Genomic DNA, 19,043 nt, shown 5'->3' with positions numbered 1-19,043 from the left:
CGGTTGGTCAATTTATCTGTCAATGTCAGGGATTACAAGGTCGATACTTGCACCAATCACAATCAGGTCGGCAATCTTCCATCCACGGCAGGCTTTGTCGAGGATGTGTACCAGCGGCAGGCAGGCCGAACGGTAGTGCAGACGATAGGGGCTCTTGTCTCCATGGCTCTCAAGGATGACATCGAACTCGCCACGGCTCGTCTCCACCGACTGGGAGTAGATGCCTTCCGGTACGCGGATGATGGGTTTCGTCTTCACGCGGTATTCGCCTTCAGGAATGTTGTCGATGAGCTGTTCGATGATGTGGAGCGACTCCATGATTTCGTCCATACGCACCATGTAGCGAGCGAAGCTGTCGCCTTCCGTGCGGAGGACTTCCTTGAATTCCACCTTGTCATAGACACCGTAGGGGTGGTGCTTGCGTACGTCGTTGCTCCAGCCCGATGCACGTCCCGTGCCTCCGGTAGCGCCGTAGCTGATGACATCCTCACGGCTCAGCACGCCCACACCCTTCATACGGCTGGTCACGATGACGTTGCCGGTGAAGATTTCGTGGTACTCATGCACGATGCCGCGCATATGCTTGATGAACGCTTTCACCTTCTTCTGGAAGTCGGGATGCAGGTCGGCCTGCACACCGCCGATCATATTGTAGTTCTGGATGAGGCGTCCGCCGGTGGTCTCCTCGAAGATGTCGAGCACCATCTCACGTTCGCGGAAGCCGTAGAAGAACGGGGTGAAGCCACCCATGTCGAGCACCAGACAGGAGAAGTAGAGTAGGTGGGAGTCGATACGTTGCAACTCGTCCATGATGGTACGGATGTACTTCGCACGCTCGGAAATCTCGATGCCGGCAGCCTTCTCGATGCACATGCACAGGGCATGGCGGCTCTGGTGTGCGCTCAGGTAGTCCAGACGGTCGGTCAGGGCGAGTGTCTGCGGGTAGGTGAGGCTCTCGTTCATCTTCTCGATGCCGCGGTGGATGTATCCGCAGACCGGGTCTACACGCTTCACCGTCTCACCGTCGAGGGAGATACGCATACGCAGCGCTCCGTGGGTTGACGGGTGTTGCGGACCCATGTTGATGACAAACTCTTCGGGGGCGAAAACGACGTTCTTTCCTGAGATGAGTTCACCCTTGGGACCCAGCTCGTAGGTCGGTGCCACGTCGTCATCCTCCTCGTTGGTCATGTTGAGCGGGTTGGACTTCATGTCATAATCCTTGCGGAAGGGGTAGCCCACCCAGTCTTCGCGCAGGAAGAGGCGGCGCAGGTCGGGGTTGCCCGTGAAAATGATGCCAAAGAAGTCGTGTGCCTCGCGCTCCTTGATTTGTGCGGTTGCCCACAAGTCGAAGACACTGGGGATGACCGGATTCTCCCGGTTGTCAGTCTCTGTGCGCAGGGTGATGCGGCGGTTCGAGGTGGTCGACTCCAGGTAGTAGAGTGCTCCCAGGGTCTCGCCCCAGTCCATGCCCACGATGTCGCGCATGAAATCCATGGCGTCTTCCGGGTCGTGACGCAAGGCTTCGGCAAGCTTGCGGAATGAGGCCAGAGGCACGACAGCCACCGTGTCACCCTGTTCGGTGAACGTCACTTCCGGCACAATCTTCAAAATCTTATCTTTTATATCCATAGCTCCTATTAATCTTCTTCTGGTTTGGGTTGTTTACGGTTAACACCGCCAAAGAAATGTTCCAGCTTGATTTTGCGTTGCAGCTGCATCAGGCCATAATAAAAAGCCTCGGGGCGCGGCGGACATCCCGGGATGTAGACATCCACAGGGACAATCTGGTTGATGCCATCGACCACGTGGTACGAGTTCTTGAACGGACCGCCCGAGATGGTGCATCCGCCCACGGCGATGACATATTTCGGTTCGGCGAGCTGGTCATACAGACGTTTCATCAACGGTGCGCAGCGGTGGGTGATGGTTCCCATGACGAGCAGCACGTCACCCTGACGGGGGGAGTTACGGGTTACCTCGAAACCGAAGCGTGCCATGTCATAGCGGGCTGCACCCAGTGCCATGAACTCGATGGCGCAGCAGCTCGTTCCGAGCAGGAATGACCACACGGAGTTGCTTCGTCCCCAGTTGATCAGGTCATCCAGTTTCGACACGGCAACGTTCACGCCCTGTTCACGAAGTTCCTCGACCATGTGCTCCAGGTAGTCGTTGTTCTTGAACTCCTCATACTTCATGGAGCGGATTTTCGGCTGTTTCATTCCCATTTGAGCGCTCCTTTCTTCCAGGCATATGCCAGGCCTAAGATTAATACTACTAAGAAGAAGATGACACTTACCAGGCCATAGATTCCCACTTCACCCACGACAACTGCCCAGGGAAAGAGGAATACTGTCTCGATGTCGAACATCAGGAACAGGATGGCGAACAGGTAATAACCAACCTTGAACTGCATTTGCGAACGTCCACGTGTGGGCAAACCACATTCGTAGGCCTCGCCTTTCTGGGCATTGAACGAGCGCGGGCTGATAAGCTTTGCCACGATCATGCCGGCAGCTACCAAGGCAATTCCGGTTAAAATTGCGGTAATTAATAATGTAAAAGACATGTTTTAATTATTAGGTTATTTGATTTATGTTGCAATGAAAATAAAGATGTTGCTTGTGTCTGCCGGGGCTAAATCAAGAGCCGGCAGAAGAGAAGGGTCGGAGCCGGACGAGGGGTGCTGCGGAAAGGGTTGGAGGTAGTAGAGTGAGAGGGGCAGGCACCCGTGTCACGGCAAGTTCGTCCGTCAGCATGGAACAGCCGGGTGACAGGACGTATGCTTCTGTTGTAAAAACTGTTTGGTGTAAGAGGATTGTGCTTGATAGAGAGGTCGGGAGTAGAGAGTCGGGAAGGTTGGGTGAAGGGTATGGCAGACAGCCTCCCTATTGAATTGCCCAAAAAGAGCACCAATAGGAAAAAGGGTAAAACCAACATTTTCCAGCCTTTGACCATCTCTACTACTACTTTTGAGCCGCAAAGATAGTCACTAATATTGAATAAGCCCACGAATTTTTTCGTTTTTTTTAACCACGCCGGAAGATTGCTTCCCGTGTCCCGCACCTTCTCTCCTGGAGCGTCACGGACGCCTTTCCTTCCGTCCCTTGGTGTGCTCTTTTTTCATCCGATGTCTTTTTCTGCGGACGGGTGGAAATGACAAAAAGAAGTCATTTCCGTGCTTTTGCTTGACGGATTTCGTCAAACGTCCCTTTGCGGCTAACTCACATTGGACGATTTGCCGACAAACTAGCAGGCAATTGCTAAGAAAAGCAAACGAAACACCGGAAAAATGCCCTTTATTTTAGAAAACTATACACTTCGTTTTCGGAAGATTGACAAAACGTGCCCGGAACAATATTGTTTCGCGAGCCAAATAATATAGTTTGCCGCGTCAAACAATATAGTTTCCCCCTCCAAACACGATTGTTTCATGCCCGGAAGTCAAATCTTTGGAAGATGGAAGTAAAAAGTTCCGAGTTTCATTCGCTGGAAGGAGCGTGCTGTCAATAATTCGGATGGTAATAAAAAACATGTATCTCTCCCATGTTCGTTGTGAGAATGCTGCTGTTTCGCTGACAGACGAGCTCCCGTGCAACGAAAATAGCCGTAGCCGTGTCAAGTTGTATTTTGCGAATCGCTCCAGAATGCCTTCTTTGCGTTCCAACTCGTCCTTTGGCGCGAGAAATGTCCCTGTGGGTGCCTTCGTTTGACATTTTGATAGTTGGGTGAAGATGGGGATGAACCAGGGAAGGCTCAACAGACTGCTTGGAAAAAAGGTAAAGTAGGGGTGCTGTTGAGAACTTTTTTTCTTTTCTTTTTGTTTTTGGGTCAAATATATATCTTTGCATCAGTTCTCGCTGAATTCTAAGAGCAATTCTTAATGAAGAATTTGTGTATGGAAGCTGCTCACGCCGGGCTACACACGAGACTAAAAGTGTGATAGCGGGCTATGGGTGGGATAGAGGACTGACAAAATGTGAAGGCGTTTACTTGACGCTTTGTTCTTGACACATAGAAATCTGGCAGTTTCACATGATAGTCAAAAATCAAAGCAACGGTAGATGCTCATGGGTATGTTATATCCGGACCTTGCATGCAGGCAGTCTTTTCGCAGATTGTTTGCAGGTGTATTCGTTTATATACATATCGGCGTGGGCTTCGGCGTTGCTCGTTTCGACTATCAGGGCGATGCCAGAGCCTCTATGTGTGGGACGAGTAACAAGCTTGATTCCCACGCTTTTCTTTTTGTCTGACAAGGAGTCTAAAACAGCAGGTCGGAGGGAATCGGGACTGCTTGGAGATTTTTCCATGAAACAATGTGAGCGAGCGGGAATTATGCGGATCGTTTCCGATATCGTGAAAGCTGATTCCATTATAGATTTAAGGGAAATCGAATGTCTGGATAGGATCAGAGAAAAATACCGTATAACGAAAGAAGATGAGGTCGTGGGTAAAGACATGACTTTATCCAATGCGGTCTGTTTGTTAAAGGACCTGCCAGAGGGGCTCGTTCAGGATATCATTGGCGACTTTTATAACCTGGCATTGTCCGATAAAGCGTTTACGCGAGAAGAAAGCTTCATTTTGTTGGCCATTATAGCTTGCTTGTCAAAGAAATACAGTCTGCAGGCTGAAATCTATTCGACGGTTTTGCCGAATGATGCTGTGGTTGAAAAATCTCAGATATTATATATTGAGGGGGAATATTATAAGGAGGTCAATCGGGAAATATCGGAGGCCTATAGAGAAATTTCAAATGAATTCCGTCTGATAGGTTTGAATTTTGTGTACCTGCCTAAGGTCAGCGAGCATTATAAATCTCTTCCTTCGTCCAAACTGCTGTCTTTACTTTCTTTCCTGTACCCGGAACTATCAGAAAAACGGATGGGGGAGATGATTCGTCAACTGACTTCACTGAATACATCAGACTTCTGTAAGGAGGGGGTTGTCGGAAGGATGAATTTGAAGGGGCTGGAGGAGTCTCTTCCTTCCATGTTGTTGTGTATCAATGAGTCTTCAGTAGGTGGAAAAACGTATGCTAACTTTCTGGCTATATCACTTGAAAAGGATGCCATCAGTATCACAAGAGATTTTACGGACCTGTTTATGAGACTGTACAGACCGAGAGTGCTGAACCCGATTTTCAGTAGTAAGGAACGGTTCGTTTATCAGGGTTATTACAAGCAGATATTTGATGTATTCACCGAACGAAAAGGAGTCAGAAGCAGTGTCGTCATAGATCTGGTTCGAGGCGATATATTTTTGCCGGAAGCGGAAATCAGACTGTCAAAGCTCCATCGGAGGGAAAAGGCCCTCTATGCCTTGTTCCTGTTGGAATCCAGAAGTGGGGGTATAAATTTCAGTAAGCCCGACAATGCTCACGCTCTAAGGAAATTTGATTATCGGATGCAACTGATACAGCTCAAATATGAAATGATTTACGAAGGCTTTGGAGGCAATAGAGCCAATGCTCCCAAAATATGTCAGTCCGAAAACAGGCTACCTATGCTCAGCCTGATAAAGCAGCAGATTCGCTCTGTCGGAGAGATGTTGTGCAATGCGGATGATTATATGGTTCAGCGTAATATCTTTGGAAACTATTCGGTTGCAATTTCGCCGGAGCTGTGTTTATGCTACGATTCTGAACAGATGAAGATTTGCCGGATGGAGGATTCTGACTTTTGGAGCAGGGTTTCCGCCTTGTAAGCTGAAGATGGCTTGAGTGTGTGCAAGTTGAAACCTTATAATTGCTTGTCTGGGATTGTTTTCAGGTTCAAGTGTAACATTGCGACTGGTCGTAAGGATATCGTTTTGTTCTTTAATATTGCATAAAGAACTTAAATAATTACGACTATGGCAATTGTATTGGAAAAAGGACAAAGGATAGGCATTGGCCTGTCTAAGGTAAGTGTAGGTTTGGGATGGGACCCCAACGAAGGCTCTGGTTTTGACTTCGATTTGGATGCCTCTGCCTTTATGCTGGGGAGCAACAAGAAAATCCCCAATGATAACTATTTCATTTTCTACAATAACCCCAAGTCACCGGATGGAGCTGTGGAATCTACAGGAGATGATACGACGGGTGGAAACAGTGACGGAGGTGACGACGAGACGCTGAATGTTGACTTGCAGAAAGTGGACTCCTCAATTCAGGAAATCCTGTTTGTAGCCACGATTTATAAGGCTGATGAGAGAAAACAGAATTTTGGACAAGTCCGTAATTCTTATATCCGCATCTATAATTCCATCACGAATGAAGAGATAGCCCGTTATGACCTGGATGAAGACTTCTCAGTGGAAACGGCTGTGGAGTTTGGCCGTCTGTATCGTCGTGGAGAGGAATGGAAGTTTGAAGCGATGGGTATCGGGAACAGAGGTGGTTTGCAGGCTTTGGTGAATAAATATCAATAACCTGCTTTTGGTATATTCCCAATTTATCAGTTGACAAAATTAGAACAATGTTAATGGTATTTGGATTATGGCGATACAATTAGAGAAAGGTCAACGCATCAACCTGGAAAAGGATAATGGTGCGAAACTTACCAACTTTTGTGTAGGTTGTAACTGGGGTGCTATCGTGGTTGAAAGAACCGGATTTTTCGGTTTTGGTGCAAGAAAAGAAGAACTGGATGTGGATGTGGACTTGAGTTGTGTGATGGTCGATCGTCAGGGACAACTCGTGGACACTTTATATTCCCCATTGTATAAACCGGCATTTTTTCAGTCTGAAGGACTCCCTGTCGGCAAGGATTGGTCGGCTGACCAGTCGATGTATCATACCCCGGATGATACGGAAGGGGATAAAGGAGGCGATGACGGACTGGACAATGAGATTATAACGGTTGACTTGAATAAAGTCAATCCTCAGATTGATCAGATATTTTTCTTCCTGAACATTTATCAACCGGACAATATCGATTTCCACCAAATTCCTTATGTGGCAATTCGCATGTATGAAGGAACTCCGGAGAAAGTAAAATCGGTATTTGCCCAGTATGATGTTGCCAAGGAAAGTCAATTTGCCGGAACAAACGCTCTCATCATGGGTAAACTATATCGGCGCAATGGCGAGTGGAAGTTTGCCGCTATTGGTGATGCTTTTGATGACCGGAATGACTTGAGGCAGACAGTAAGACGAATATTAACCTCCTATTCAAAATAGAAGCTCATGAGACGGTTACCTGTATATTTATTGCTGGATACCTCCGGCTCCATGTATGGTGAGCCGATTGAGGCGGTGAAGAATGGTGTGCAGACACTCATCTCTACCTTAAGAGGGGATCCGTATGCGTTGGAAACAGCGTATATCAGCATCATCACATTCAATTCTTCAGCTCAGCAGATTACTCCTCTCACAGAGCTGGCTGCTTTTCAACCACCTCAGATTGAGGCTGGCGGATGCACCGCTTTGGGAGAGGCATTGGCCCTGTTGGCGCAAAAGGCAGATACGGAGGTTGTGAAGACAACACCTGAGATGAAGGGGGACTGGAAACCTTTGGTCTTCCTGATGACGGACGGAGAACCTACGGATGACTTGCAAAAGGGATTGGATGAATTTCAAAAAAGAAAATTCGGTATGGTGGTAGCTTGTGCGGCAGGTCAAGGAGCAAATACGGATACATTGAAACGTATTACTGATAATGTTGTTCAGCTTGACACCGCTGACAGCGCTACGATCAAGGCCTTTTTCAAATGGGTCAGTGCAAGTATTAGTACCGGAAGCCAGAAAGTGGAAGATGCCCATGGCGATGTCGCCACGATGAGCGAGTTGCCGCCTCCGCCTCCGGAAGTAAATATTGTTGTATAGATAGATAATCAGATAGAGTGGCACGAATTGATTTGTGCCACTCTGTGTTATAACTTACTTAAGATTCGCATCAGTTCAACTGTAGCTTGAACTGGCGGATGTTGAATGACTGGATTTGATAATGAGACATTTGCCCGTATATATTTTGATAGATACAAGTGGTTCCATGAAAGGAGAGCCGATAGAGAGTGTGAAAGTCGGATTGTCTGACATGATAGCCGCCCTTCGTCTGGACCCTTATGCCTTGGAAACTGTTTGCATCAGTATCATCACTTTTGATAGAGAGGTTCATCAGATTCTGCCGCTGACAGAGCTGGCAGACTTACAGGTACCTGATATTGTGACACCTGACTCAGGACCAACCTTTCTTGGTAAAGCTTTGGAAATGCTGTGCGAACGAATTGAAGTGGAAGTTCAAAAGGGGACTGCGGAACAAAAGGGGGATTGGCGTCCGCTCTTATTTATACTGACCGATGGAAAGCCCTCGGATATTCAGGACTATGAAAATGTGATTCCGAACGTCAGGAAGGAGAATTTTGCCAGTATTGTAGCTTGTGCTGCCGGTCCCAAAGCAAAGGTTGAGCCATTGAAAAAACTGACAGACCAAGTCTTTACCTTGGACACGATGGATGCGACCTCTTTTAAGAAGTTCTTTGTTTGGGTGTCTGATGTGATAGGTGTGGGAGGAAAGAGTGTGGGGACGACGGATTCGTTGGAACTGCCCGGACCTCCTACGGAAGTAAATATTGTGATTTAACTGAAGTCCCGCATGCCCTCAATAATGACGAGAGCTTGCAGATGTTGAACAATTTGATTTTTTCTTTATGAGACGACTGCCTATATATTTTTTGATTGATGTGTCAGAATCGATGGTGGGTGACCCCATTATTCAGGTTGAAAAAGGAATGCGGAACCTTATTCAGGAACTAAGAACGGATCCGTATGCTCTGGAGACAGTTTTTGTTTCCGTAATCATATTTGCTGGAAAAGCGAAAGTCTTGTCTCCGTTAACTGAACTGTATAAGTTTTATCCTCCCCAGTTCCCTGTTGGTGGAGGAACTTCATTGGGCAGTGCCTTGAATTGCCTGATGGATGATATTGACAAGTCTGTTCAGAAAACCACTGTTGAGGTGAAAGGAGATTGGAAACCGATTGTTTTCCTGTTTACAGATGGTACACCGACAGACAATCCGCAATCGGCATTTAATCGTTGGAATACTCGCTATCGAAGGAATGCCAACCTGGTGTGTATATCAATTGGTGATAATACCGATACGAATATGCTGGGACAGATTTCTGAAAATATTTTGAGGCTGAATGATACTGGAGAACAATCGTTCAAAGCTTTCTTTAAATGGGTTACGGCATCAATCAAGTCTACCAGTGCTTCGGTGACAGATGCAGGGACCGATAATATTCAGTTGGCCTCCCTTTCCGGTATTGATTTAGAAAAAGTAGACACGACACGGAAGTGTACGGTTGATGAGAATTTTGCGGTACTGCTGGGTAAATGTTCCCATACGAAAAAGAAATACCTTATCAAATATGCCAAGCGAATCAGTGATATACCCGGTCTGGAGAAAGTGAGTGTGAAGGAAATAGGCTATAAGCTTGTAGGGGCCTATACCATAGATGACAAGATGTATGATGAATTGAGTGACGGAACATCCAATCGGAATATCAATACGATGTCATTGGTTGGGAACCCGACTTGTCCGTGTTGTGGCAGTCAATGGGGGCTGGTCGTCTGTGAATGTGGCAAGATCATGTGCTCAGATGGTCATGCAACGTCATGTCCCTGGTGTGGACTGAAAGGAGAACTGAGTGAGATTGGAGCAGATGGAATGAATATAACGAGAGGAAAGGGCTGATTATGAACCTGGAAAAATTGCTGGAACTCATGAGTAATGGGGAATCTGATGCACAGATGGAGGATTTTGTCAGATACTATGCCGATAAGTTATGGACGGAATACAATGAATACGTTATGAATGAAGTACTTGTAATGGAAAATAAAGTGAAGGAGTTGTCCATTGTCATCCCTAATGCTTCTATTGGGAAAAAGTATGATGCCGAAGTTTTCATACCTTGTGAAGAAATGACGGATACATCGCTGTCCGGCTTGACAGAGGAACAGCATGGTCTGCAAATAGAAAAGCTGCAAGGAGAACATTCTTTCAGAATCAGCGGCTCACCTAAGGTCAGTGGAACTTTTGATTTGGTACTGCAGTACAGGTTTCAGGGATTGCCTGTGGAACATGCTTGCTTGGAGCGTACCTTGCAGATAATCATAAATCCGGACCCTCGTGATTTATGGAAAGATGTGCCTGTACCCGATGGTATTGAATACCCGAAAGAGAATACTGCCAAGGAGTATCTGAAGATTCAGTCGTTACCTGATGGTACTCCACAAAAGGATATGGTGGCTGCCAGCAAGCGGGGGCGTTCACATGCTCAAGAAGGAAAGCCTAGAGATGACCATTTCTGTCTATACCATGATGATGTGACAAATTGGTATGTCATGGCCGTCGCTGACGGGGCAGGTTCTGCCTGCTATTCAAGAGAGGGAGCTAAAATAGCTTGTGAAACGGCTGTCAGACATTGTAAAGAGCAGTTAAGCAACTCTGCCGGTTTTGATGATGATATTACGTTATATCACCTTGACCAGAAGTCAGAAGCTGCGGGGCAGGCAATCAGTGCAGATATCTATAGGATTGTGGGCAATGCTGCCTTGAAAGCTCATAAGGCAATAGCTGCGGAAGCAATGCGAAAAGAACGGAAGGTGAAGGATTATTCAACTACGCTTTTGTTGGCTATATGCAAAAAATTTGACTTTGGATGGTTTATAGCTTCATTTTGGGTTGGAGACGGGGCAATATGCTTGTATGATGAAAAAGATGAAACGGCCATCATGCTTGGTATGCCGGATGAAGGAGAATATGCCGGGCAAACGAGGTTTCTCACGATGCCTGAGATTTTCACGGATACAGCAAGATTCTATCAAAGAATGAATTGCAGGATAGTGCGGGAGTTCACGGCCCTGTTTTTAATGACTGATGGGGTCAGCGATCCGATGTTTGAGACTGATGCCAATTTGAAGTCGTATGCCAAATGGAACATGCTGTGGCATACCCTGAGAAGTAATGGAGTTGAGTTGACGGATGATAATGAAGATGCAGCCGGACAGCTTTTGCAGTGGCTGGATTTTTGGTCTCCCGGCAATCATGATGATAGAACCATCGCAATATTGTATTAAAAAGGAGAGTCATGGCAAATAAAATATCCCTAAAGGCTAATGATGGGAGCACTGTGGAGTTTTATGATGAAATCAAAGCTCAAGGTGGTGTGAAAGATGTCTATTTCAGCTTGGACAAGAGTTATGTGGTAGCATTTTATCGTAAGCCGATCAATGCAAATGACAGAGAACGAATCAATAATATCGTAGGAATCTATCGCGAACGGATTTTCGACACTCCGGAGGGTGCATATTGGAAGAATCTTTTCGCTTGGCCGACCAAGATGGTTGAATGGAATGGCAAGACAGGTATTGTCATGCCGTTCTATGATAAAAAGTTCTTTTTTTCAAGTGGGCCTTTTAAGGGAAAGGAGAAAGAAGGAAAGTGGTTTGCTTCAGCAAAACTGAGAAATAAGTTCCTGCCGGCAGATCAAAAAGGTAATTGGCTGACTACGCTTCATATGTGCATCAAAATAGCCCGTGCCGTGCGCAGGCTTCATGCAGCAGGATTGGCGCATTCGGATTTATCGTACAAGAATATTTTGGTTGACCCAATATCCGGGAGTGCATGCATTATTGATGATGATAGTTTGGTCGTGCCGGGGAAGTTTCCACCGGAAGTTATCGGTACGCCTGATTTCATTGCTCCGGAAGTCATCGGAACGAAGCATTTGCCATTGGACGATAAACAAAGAAAGTTGCCGAGCATTTATACAGACCGTCATGCTTTGGCTGTCTTGATATACATGTACTTGCTTAACAGACATCCATTGAGAGGAGGCAAGGTCAATGATATCAGTGATAGTGGACATGATGAAGAGCTATCGATGGGAACAAAAGCTCTGTTTATAGAGAATCCTGTAGACCGTTCGAACAGGGTCAAGTCGCAACAACTGTCTCCTGCCGAGTTACCACAGGGAGACCCGGTAAAGATGCCTTATACAATCTGTGGCCCTTATTTGAAAAAACTGTTTGACCGTGCTTTTATTGATGGGTTGCATGACCCCTCGAAACGTCCAAGTGCTGCTGAGTGGGAGGATGCGTTGGTAAAAACCACAGATCTGGTGCAGCCTTGTCAGAATGCACGTTGTGAGGCTCATTGGTTTGTTTTCGACAATACGACAAAGCCCAAGTGCCCGTTTTGCGGGCAAGCTTATCATGGTCAGTTGCCGATATTGAACTTTTATTATGCACCCTCTCATGGCAAGTTCATATCAGAGAACTACCGTTTGATGGTATATGATAAACAAACCTTGTACAAATGGCATTCGAATAACCTTGTTTCGCCAACGGAACGTATATCTGAAGAGGATAAAAAGCCGGTTGGAGATTTTCATTTTTTCAAAAATCAATGGATACTGATTAATCGTGCTCTTCCGGATATGATGGATATCTCAGAGAATAAGGCTATATCCATAGGTGACTATGTACCTTTAACCGATGGGCGACAGATTCTACTGGACAGGGGACAAGGAGGAAGACTGATAGTTGTTCAGTTGGTTAACAACTGAGTATCATTACTCTTATTGGGCAAATGATTAATAAGTTAAAAGTTTACTATATGCAGAAGAGAAAGCATTACATGGGTTTGACAGATAAGGAAGTGCTGGAAAGCCGTAAGAAGTATGGAATAAATAAATTGACTCCACCGGAGAAAGACCCTTTGTGGAAGCAGTTCTTGGGAAAATTTGAGGACCCTCTTATTATCATTCTGATGATTGCAGGAGCATTGTCTGTCGGTATTTCATTTTATGAGTACTTTGGTCTTCATGAAGGCTTTGCCGTCTTTTTTGAGCCGATAGGCATCTTTGTCGCTATCTTGCTTGCAACAGGTTTGGCATTTTATTTTGAATTAAAGGCTGATAAAGAGTTTGCTATTCTTAATCAGGTAAATGATGATGAGCTTGTCGAGGTGATACGTAATGCGAACACCACACAGATTCCTAAGAAAGATGTGGTTGTAGGAGATATTGTCATACTCAATACCGGTGCCGAGGTTCCAGCTGATGGCGAATTGCTGGAAAGCGTCAGTCTGAATGTGGATGAGTCAACCCTTACCGGTGAGCCGATGTGCCACAAAAGTGCCAATGAACAAGATTTTGATAAAGAGGCAACTTATCCTACCAATCATGTTCTGAAAGGAACCAAAGTGATGGAGGGACATGGAGTGTTTCGAGTGACAGCAGTCGGCGATCGAACAGAGAACGGAAAGGTTTTCGAAGCTGCACAAATTGATGACAGTGTTAAAACTCCACTGAATGAACAGTTGGATGGATTAAGTGACTGGATTACAAAACTGAGTTATGTTTTTGCTGCCTTAGTAGTTGTAGGGCGTTTGTTCATTTATTTTTTAGGCGATAATTCTTTGGAATGGTCACACATCACAGCCTATGTCTTACAGACATTGATGATAGCGGTTACCTTGATTGTGGTTGCAGTACCGGAAGGATTGCCGATGGCCGTAACCTTGAGTCTGGCATATAGCATGCGTCGGATGTTGAAAACAAATAATCTGGTCCGGAAAATGCATGCTTGTGAGACGATGGGAGCCACAACGGTTATTTGTACAGATAAGACTGGAACACTCACCCAAAACCAAATGAGTGTGGAAGAAACCAATTTTTATGGATTGTCTCAGCAAGTTTTGGGTGCGGATGAAACGAGCCGTTTGGTTATGGAGAATATGGCTCTTAATTCTACGGCATCGCTGGATTTAAGTCATGCAGAGCAACCGGTTGTCTTAGGAAATCCGACGGAAGGAGCATTGCTATTGTGGCTTAGAGAGAAAGGCATTGATTATCGGGAGTTGAAAGAGCATGCTACAATCCTTGAAGAATTGCCATTCTCTACTGAGAGGAAATATATGGCGACGGTAGTAGAATCAGTTCAACTTGGAGGGAAGAAGATTCTTTATGTGAAGGGAGCCCCGGAAATTGTACGTTCCCTTTGCAGGCACATTGAGCGGAATGTATCGGCTGATGACATGGACAGGCAGTTAGCGGATTTTCAATGTCGTGCGATGCGAACGCTGGGCTTTGCATATCAGGTGCTCGAAGAGGGCGACATCGCAATATCGGATAATAGGGTAATTGCGGACAGACTTGTCTTTATGGGTATTGTGGCTATCGCAGATCCAGTACGTAAGGATGTCCCGGCGGCAGTCCATAAATGTATAGCAGCCGGAATCCATGTAAAGATTGTAACCGGTGATACCCCGGGTACAGCCATGGAGATAGGACGTCAGATTGGTCTTTGGTCAAAGCGGGACAAGGATGAGGCGATTATTACAGGAACAGAGTTCGCAAAACTTTCAGATGACGAACTTGATGAAAGAGTCTTGGATTTGAAAATTATTGCCCGTGCCCGTCCGATGGATAAGAAGCGTTTGGTTGAGTCGCTCCAACGTAAGAATCAAGTTGTTGCTGTAACCGGTGATGGGACCAATGATGCTCCGGCACTCAAAGCTGCTCATGTCGGTTTGTCTATGGGAGACGGAACATCTGTGGCAAAAGAGGCTTCTGACATAACTATCATTGATAATTCATTTGGCAGTATTTGTCGTGCCGTGATGTGGGGGCGTTCGCTCTATCAGAATATCCAGCGTTTTTTATTATTCCAGCTAACAGTCAATGTTGCAGCCTGCCTGATTGTGCTGGTTGGAGCGTTTATGGGAACGGAATCTCCATTGACTGTCACGCAGATGCTTTGGGTAAATCTCATTATGGATACTTTTGGAGCAATGGCACTTGCGTCGTTGCCTCCTTCGCAAGCGGTGATGAAAGACAAGCCGCGCGACCGTAAGGCATTTATCCTGACAAAGCCTATGCTGAAAGATATTCTTGGGGTCGGAGGATTCTTCTTTATATTGTTGGTTGGTTTCCTTTACATCTTCCAACATACAGAAATCACACAAATGACAGACCTTTTGCATTGCGAATTGGGAGAAGCCAATGGTTTGTCGGCATACGAGCAGACGTTGCTGTTCTCTATTTTTGTATGGACACATCTTTGGTATATGTTCAATACTCGTTCTTTTGAAACCGGGAAGAGCTTTTTTCGACTTCGGATGAGCAAGGAATTCTTTACAATTGTTGCAATTATATTTATCGGACAGATTGCTATTGTGGAAGTTCTTTATGATTTCTTTAATTGCACTCCCTTGAAGTGGGTTGACTGGGTGATAATAGTGACCTTATCTTCTCTTGTCCTGTGGTTCAGAGAACTATGGAATTTAATCGCTCATAGAAGATAAGCTACTCTCTATCTTTGTCCATAAAATACGTGTGTCAGAATAGTTGTTCCCATGATAGGGGGACAATGGATTCTGATACACGTATTCTTTTTCTCCGAAAAACACTACCTTTGCATGCATGCCTTACTTTAACAAGACAGAAATCATGAAAAATATACTTCGGAGGATACGGTGCGGTCTGCTGTGGGGCGGGTTGCTTGCCTGCACGGGTTGCAACCAGGAGGTCTTTGTAGACCATATTGCTCCGGCTGAAACACATTTCACGCTGGACGGCAACGGAGATACGCTGGTCATCGATTTTCCATCGGAAGACTGGAGCGTGCTCGATGTGACGTCGGAGTCGGGCAAGTCGCTCATCAGCTTTGTCAGTAGTGACAATGGTGGTCCGGTAACGAAGATGGAGGACCGGGAACGGCTGGAGTTCAGCCTTGGGGGACTGTTGGATTGCGCTGTTGTGCGCGACGAAGGACGTCAGCTGGTCGTGATGCTCGGTGAGAATCTGTTGCAGGAGGATTATCAGATGGACATCCATGTGGGCAACGACTATGTGGACATCCCGCTGGAGTTCCGTTTGACGCTGGGCGAACCTTATCGGGTGGACAGTGTGGTGTACCGGCTTGAACCGGATTCACCATGGACGGAGGTACGCGAGGGCGAGGGACTGGTGGTCTATAATCAGTCCGCCGACACCATCCGTCAGCAGCTCGTCATCTCGGGAAAGAATCGGAGCCGGGGAAGGTTCAGCGTAGTGTCGGATGACAATGTATCCTGGCTTTCCGGAACAGAATTGGAGGTTCCCGACAGCGTGTCGGGCGGAAGGCTGGTCTTCAGCGGAATGAAGTTGCCGTTTTCCCTGAGCGAACAGCCGTTACCCCTCTCCGTGCCTGACCGGATAAAAGTCGTCAGCATTGCTCCCAATGAACATGTACGCATCATCCCCCTCCTCGATTACAGCCTGTTCAACGCATCCTATACCGTCCATGCATCCCATCCGCGCAACGGCAGAAGACGGAGCCTCAGTGGCATGTATCGCGGAACGTTGTTCACAGGAAGTGATTATCATATAAAAATACCGTTGTGAAAAAGTCTCTTTCCCTTATCTTGAATTTCCGGATGCTGACGGGGCTGTTGCTGTCCTTCGGTCTGTCTTCCCCGCTTCTGTCGCAAGAGCAGGTGTCAGTGGCAGACAGTCTGCGTCCGCGCATCACCCACCGTCTCGGTGTAGACCTGCGGACGGGTTATGTGGCTCCTACCGAAACATTCTTTGAAGACGATAACTTGGCAGGCAAGCCCATACGCACGGCCTTGTCCGCCCACCTGAAATATGCCTTCCGTTTTGCTCCCCACACCCGTCTGGGGAAACTCTATCCGCACGCTTATCAGGGCATCGGCGTGGCATACAGCACCTTCTTCAACGCACGGGAGGTAGGCAACCCGTTGGCTGTTTATGTTTTTCAGGGCTCGCGGATGGCAAGTCTTTCCCGACGTCTGTCGCTCGACTATGAGTGGAATTTCGGGGCATCCTTTGGCTGGAAACCTCATGACGAGGAGACCAACCCGAAAAATACGGTCGTCGGCTCACGCATCAATGCGTATATCAATCTGGGGATATTCCTCAACTGGCAGCTTTCTTCTTCATGGAACCTCACGGCAGGTATCGACCTGACCCACTATTCCAACGGAAACACCCGCTATCCCAATGGTGGGGTGAACACGATGGGGGCACGCCTGGGAGTGGTGCGTTCGTGGGGTGAAGAAGGGCAGACGGAAGGAGGAGAACCGGCATCGGTGTTCCGGCCTCACTGGTCTTACGATGTGTTGCTTTATGGAGCTGCCCGCACGCGTGGACTGGACTGGGAAGGGTCGTCTTACCTGCTTCCCGGCAAGTTCGGTATCATCGGTCTCAACGTGGCACCCATGTATCATTTCACGAAGAACCTTGCTGCGGGCATCTCGCTCGACGGACGTTGGGATGAGGGAGGCAACCTGAAGGAACACCTGGCAGGCATTGGTCCGGGCGATGACATCAAGTTCTACCGTCCGCCCTTCCGCGAACAGATTGTCGTGGGACTTTCCGCCCGGGGAGAATGGACGATGCCTGTCTTCTCGGTCAACGTAGGCGTCGGTTACAATTGTTACCGTCATGGCGATGATGCCAAAGGTCTCTACCAGGTGCTTGCCTTGAAGGCCTTTTTCACCCGGAGCATCTTCCTGCATGTAGGCTATCAGCTACAGGATTTCCACGACCCCAACAACCTGATGCTCGGCATCGGGTACAGGTTCCATTGATCAGTGTTTCTTCCAGAAGCTCGGGCTGAACAGCAGCAGGACGGAGAACAGCTCCAGACGTCCGATGAGCATCAGGAAGGAACAGCCCCACTTGGCTGCATCGGGCAGGTTGTTCCATGAATACGCCGGACCGCAGTTACCTAATCCCGGACCTACGTTGCCCAGGCTCGACACCGTGATGCCGAATGCCTCCATGAACCCGACACCCAACGTCAGCATGAACACCCAACCCACAAGGATGATGCCGATGTAGGCGAAGAAGAAGGCGAGCAGGGTCGTCTTGATTTCGTTGGAGATGACCACTCCGCTGATGCGTAGCGGGAGTACGGCGTTGGGATGGAGCATGTGGCGGAACTGGTTGCGCACAATCTTGAACAGCATGGCCAGGCGGATGGACTTCATGGCTCCGGTTGTCGAACCGGCGCAGGCACCGACCATCATGGCGATGCACAACACCAGCCAGGTGCAGGAAGGCCACAGCATGTAGTCGGCCGTTCCGAATCCTGTCGTGGTCTGTGCCGTGGCAACCTGGAAGGATGCAAGACGGAAGCTCTCCTCCAGTCCCATCGGTGTGTCTACCAGCAGGGCGATGGTGATGAACAGTGTGAACACCGAGTAGCTCCCGATGTACCAGCGGAACTCCGTGTCCTTCAGCAGGCGGACGGGCTGCCGCTTCAGGATGGCAACATAGAGCAGGGTGAAGTTCACGCCCGAGATGAGCATGAAGAGGGTTGTGATGTACTCGATGTAGGGCGAGTTGTATGCCATGAGGCTGCTTTGCTTCACCGAGTAACCGCCGGTGGCGGCAGTCGACATGGCGGTGCACAGGCTGTCGAACCAGGGCATGTCGCCCAACAGCAACAAGGCTCCGTGTGTAAGGGTGATGATGAGGTAGATGGTCCATATCCATTTCGCCGTCACGTCGAGGCGGGGATGGAGCTTGCTGTGTGTCGGACCGGTGGTCTCGGCAGCAAAGAGCTTCATGCCGCCTGACCCGAAGATGGGCAGTACGGCAATGGTGAAGAACACGATGCCCAATCCGCCGAACCACTGTGTCAGGCTGCGCCAGAACAGGATGCCGTGGGGCAACGACTCGATGTTGTCGAGCACGGTGGCACCGGTGGTGGTGAAGCCGGACATGGTCTCGAAGAAGGCGTTGGCGACACTCTCGGTGTAACGCCCGAAAAGGAAGGGGAGCATGCCCAGCAAGCTGAACAGCACCCACGAGAAGGTGACGATGATGTAGCCGTCCTTGCGGTTCACCTTCTTGTCGGCATCATGTCCGATCCAGAACAGGATGAGTCCGATGAGGCAGGTGATACCTGCCGAGGCGAGGAAGGGCACGAGGTCGCTCTCCCCGAAACAGATGGGAAAGATGGAGCAGCCCAACAGGAGAATCGCTTCCAGGAAGAGGAGGATTCCCAGTATCTTTGCCACAATCTTATAGTTTATCATTT

15 protein-coding genes are annotated in these 19,043 nt (G+C 47.8%); 11 read left to right on the top strand and 4 right to left on the bottom strand.

Annotated elements, in window-relative coordinates; genetic code table 11:
• Positions 1-12: 12 nt before the first annotated feature.
• The 3 genes from M3087_RS06180 to M3087_RS06170 are packed head-to-tail and all read right to left on the bottom strand — an operon-like array spanning position 13 to position 2,569.
• Complete coding sequence (locus tag M3087_RS06180; protein WP_249094443.1) at positions 13-1,632, bottom strand: NADH-quinone oxidoreductase subunit C; 1,620 nt, start codon at positions 1,630-1,632, stop codon at positions 13-15.
• Positions 1,633-1,640: 8 nt separating this feature from the next.
• Entirely contained in the window at positions 1,641-2,222 is a 582-nt protein-coding gene (locus M3087_RS06175; RefSeq protein ID WP_106625743.1) for an NADH-quinone oxidoreductase subunit B, read from the bottom strand.
• Complete coding sequence (locus tag M3087_RS06170) at positions 2,219-2,569, bottom strand: NADH-quinone oxidoreductase subunit A (protein ID WP_022383752.1); 351 nt, start codon at positions 2,567-2,569, stop codon at positions 2,219-2,221. Before M3087_RS06170 ends, M3087_RS06175 begins: the two co-directional genes overlap by 4 nt.
• Positions 2,570-4,209: 1,640 nt before the next feature.
• Here M3087_RS06170 and M3087_RS06165 point away from each other — a divergent pair.
• The 11 genes from M3087_RS06165 (at position 4,210) to M3087_RS06115 (ending at position 17,586) form a co-directional block, all read left to right on the top strand.
• Positions 4,210-5,709, top strand: coding sequence for a hypothetical protein (locus M3087_RS06165; protein WP_249094440.1), 1,500 nt, complete (start codon positions 4,210-4,212; stop codon positions 5,707-5,709).
• A gap of 147 nt (positions 5,710-5,856) precedes the next feature.
• Complete coding sequence (locus M3087_RS06160; protein ID WP_249094438.1) at positions 5,857-6,414, top strand: TerD family protein; 558 nt, start codon at positions 5,857-5,859, stop codon at positions 6,412-6,414.
• 67 nt (positions 6,415-6,481) lie between these two features.
• Positions 6,482-7,165, top strand: a complete 684-nt coding sequence (locus M3087_RS06155) for a TerD family protein (RefSeq protein ID WP_249094436.1) — start codon at positions 6,482-6,484, stop codon at positions 7,163-7,165.
• 6 nt (positions 7,166-7,171) lie between these two features.
• Positions 7,172-7,810 (top strand): vWA domain-containing protein, encoded by a 639-nt coding sequence (locus M3087_RS06150; RefSeq protein WP_249094433.1) that lies wholly within the window; start codon positions 7,172-7,174, stop codon positions 7,808-7,810.
• A gap of 121 nt (positions 7,811-7,931) precedes the next feature.
• Positions 7,932-8,567, top strand: coding sequence for a vWA domain-containing protein (locus tag M3087_RS06145; RefSeq protein ID WP_249094430.1), 636 nt, complete (start codon positions 7,932-7,934; stop codon positions 8,565-8,567).
• A gap of 67 nt (positions 8,568-8,634) precedes the next feature.
• A complete protein-coding gene (locus tag M3087_RS06140; RefSeq protein ID WP_249094427.1) occupies positions 8,635-9,681 on the top strand; it encodes a TerY-C metal binding domain-containing protein in 1,047 nt (348 codons plus the stop codon).
• Positions 9,682-9,683: 2 nt separating this feature from the next.
• Positions 9,684-11,066: a PP2C family serine/threonine-protein phosphatase gene (locus tag M3087_RS06135; protein WP_249094425.1), complete on the top strand. Its 1,383-nt coding sequence runs from the start codon at positions 9,684-9,686 to the stop codon at positions 11,064-11,066.
• 11 nt (positions 11,067-11,077) lie between these two features.
• Positions 11,078-12,556, top strand: coding sequence for a helix-hairpin-helix domain-containing protein (locus M3087_RS06130; protein WP_249094423.1), 1,479 nt, complete (start codon positions 11,078-11,080; stop codon positions 12,554-12,556).
• A 50-nt stretch (positions 12,557-12,606) separates the two neighbouring features.
• Positions 12,607-15,297, top strand: coding sequence for a calcium-translocating P-type ATPase, PMCA-type (locus tag M3087_RS06125; RefSeq protein WP_249094420.1), 2,691 nt, complete (start codon positions 12,607-12,609; stop codon positions 15,295-15,297).
• A 145-nt stretch (positions 15,298-15,442) separates the two neighbouring features.
• Entirely contained in the window at positions 15,443-16,378 is a 936-nt protein-coding gene (locus M3087_RS06120) for a hypothetical protein (protein WP_249094418.1), read from the top strand.
• Positions 16,379-16,410: 32 nt separating this feature from the next.
• Positions 16,411-17,586: an acyloxyacyl hydrolase gene (locus M3087_RS06115; RefSeq protein ID WP_262918905.1), complete on the top strand. Its 1,176-nt coding sequence runs from the start codon at positions 16,411-16,413 to the stop codon at positions 17,584-17,586.
• On the opposite strand, the gene M3087_RS06110 is transcribed toward M3087_RS06115, so the two are convergent.
• Positions 17,587-19,041 carry a TrkH family potassium uptake protein gene (locus M3087_RS06110; RefSeq protein ID WP_022383756.1) on the bottom strand — a complete coding sequence of 485 codons (1,455 nt, stop codon included), beginning with the start codon at positions 19,039-19,041 and terminating at the stop codon, positions 17,587-17,589. It abuts the gene before it with no gap.
• Positions 19,042-19,043: the final 2 nt, after the last annotated feature.

It is taken from the genome of Mediterranea sp. ET5, from assembly GCF_023337025.1.
Lineage (GTDB): Bacteria > Bacteroidota > Bacteroidia > Bacteroidales > Bacteroidaceae > Phocaeicola_A.
Note: the sequence above shows the minus strand (reverse complement) of the source record. Positions and strands in the feature narration are given on the sequence as shown.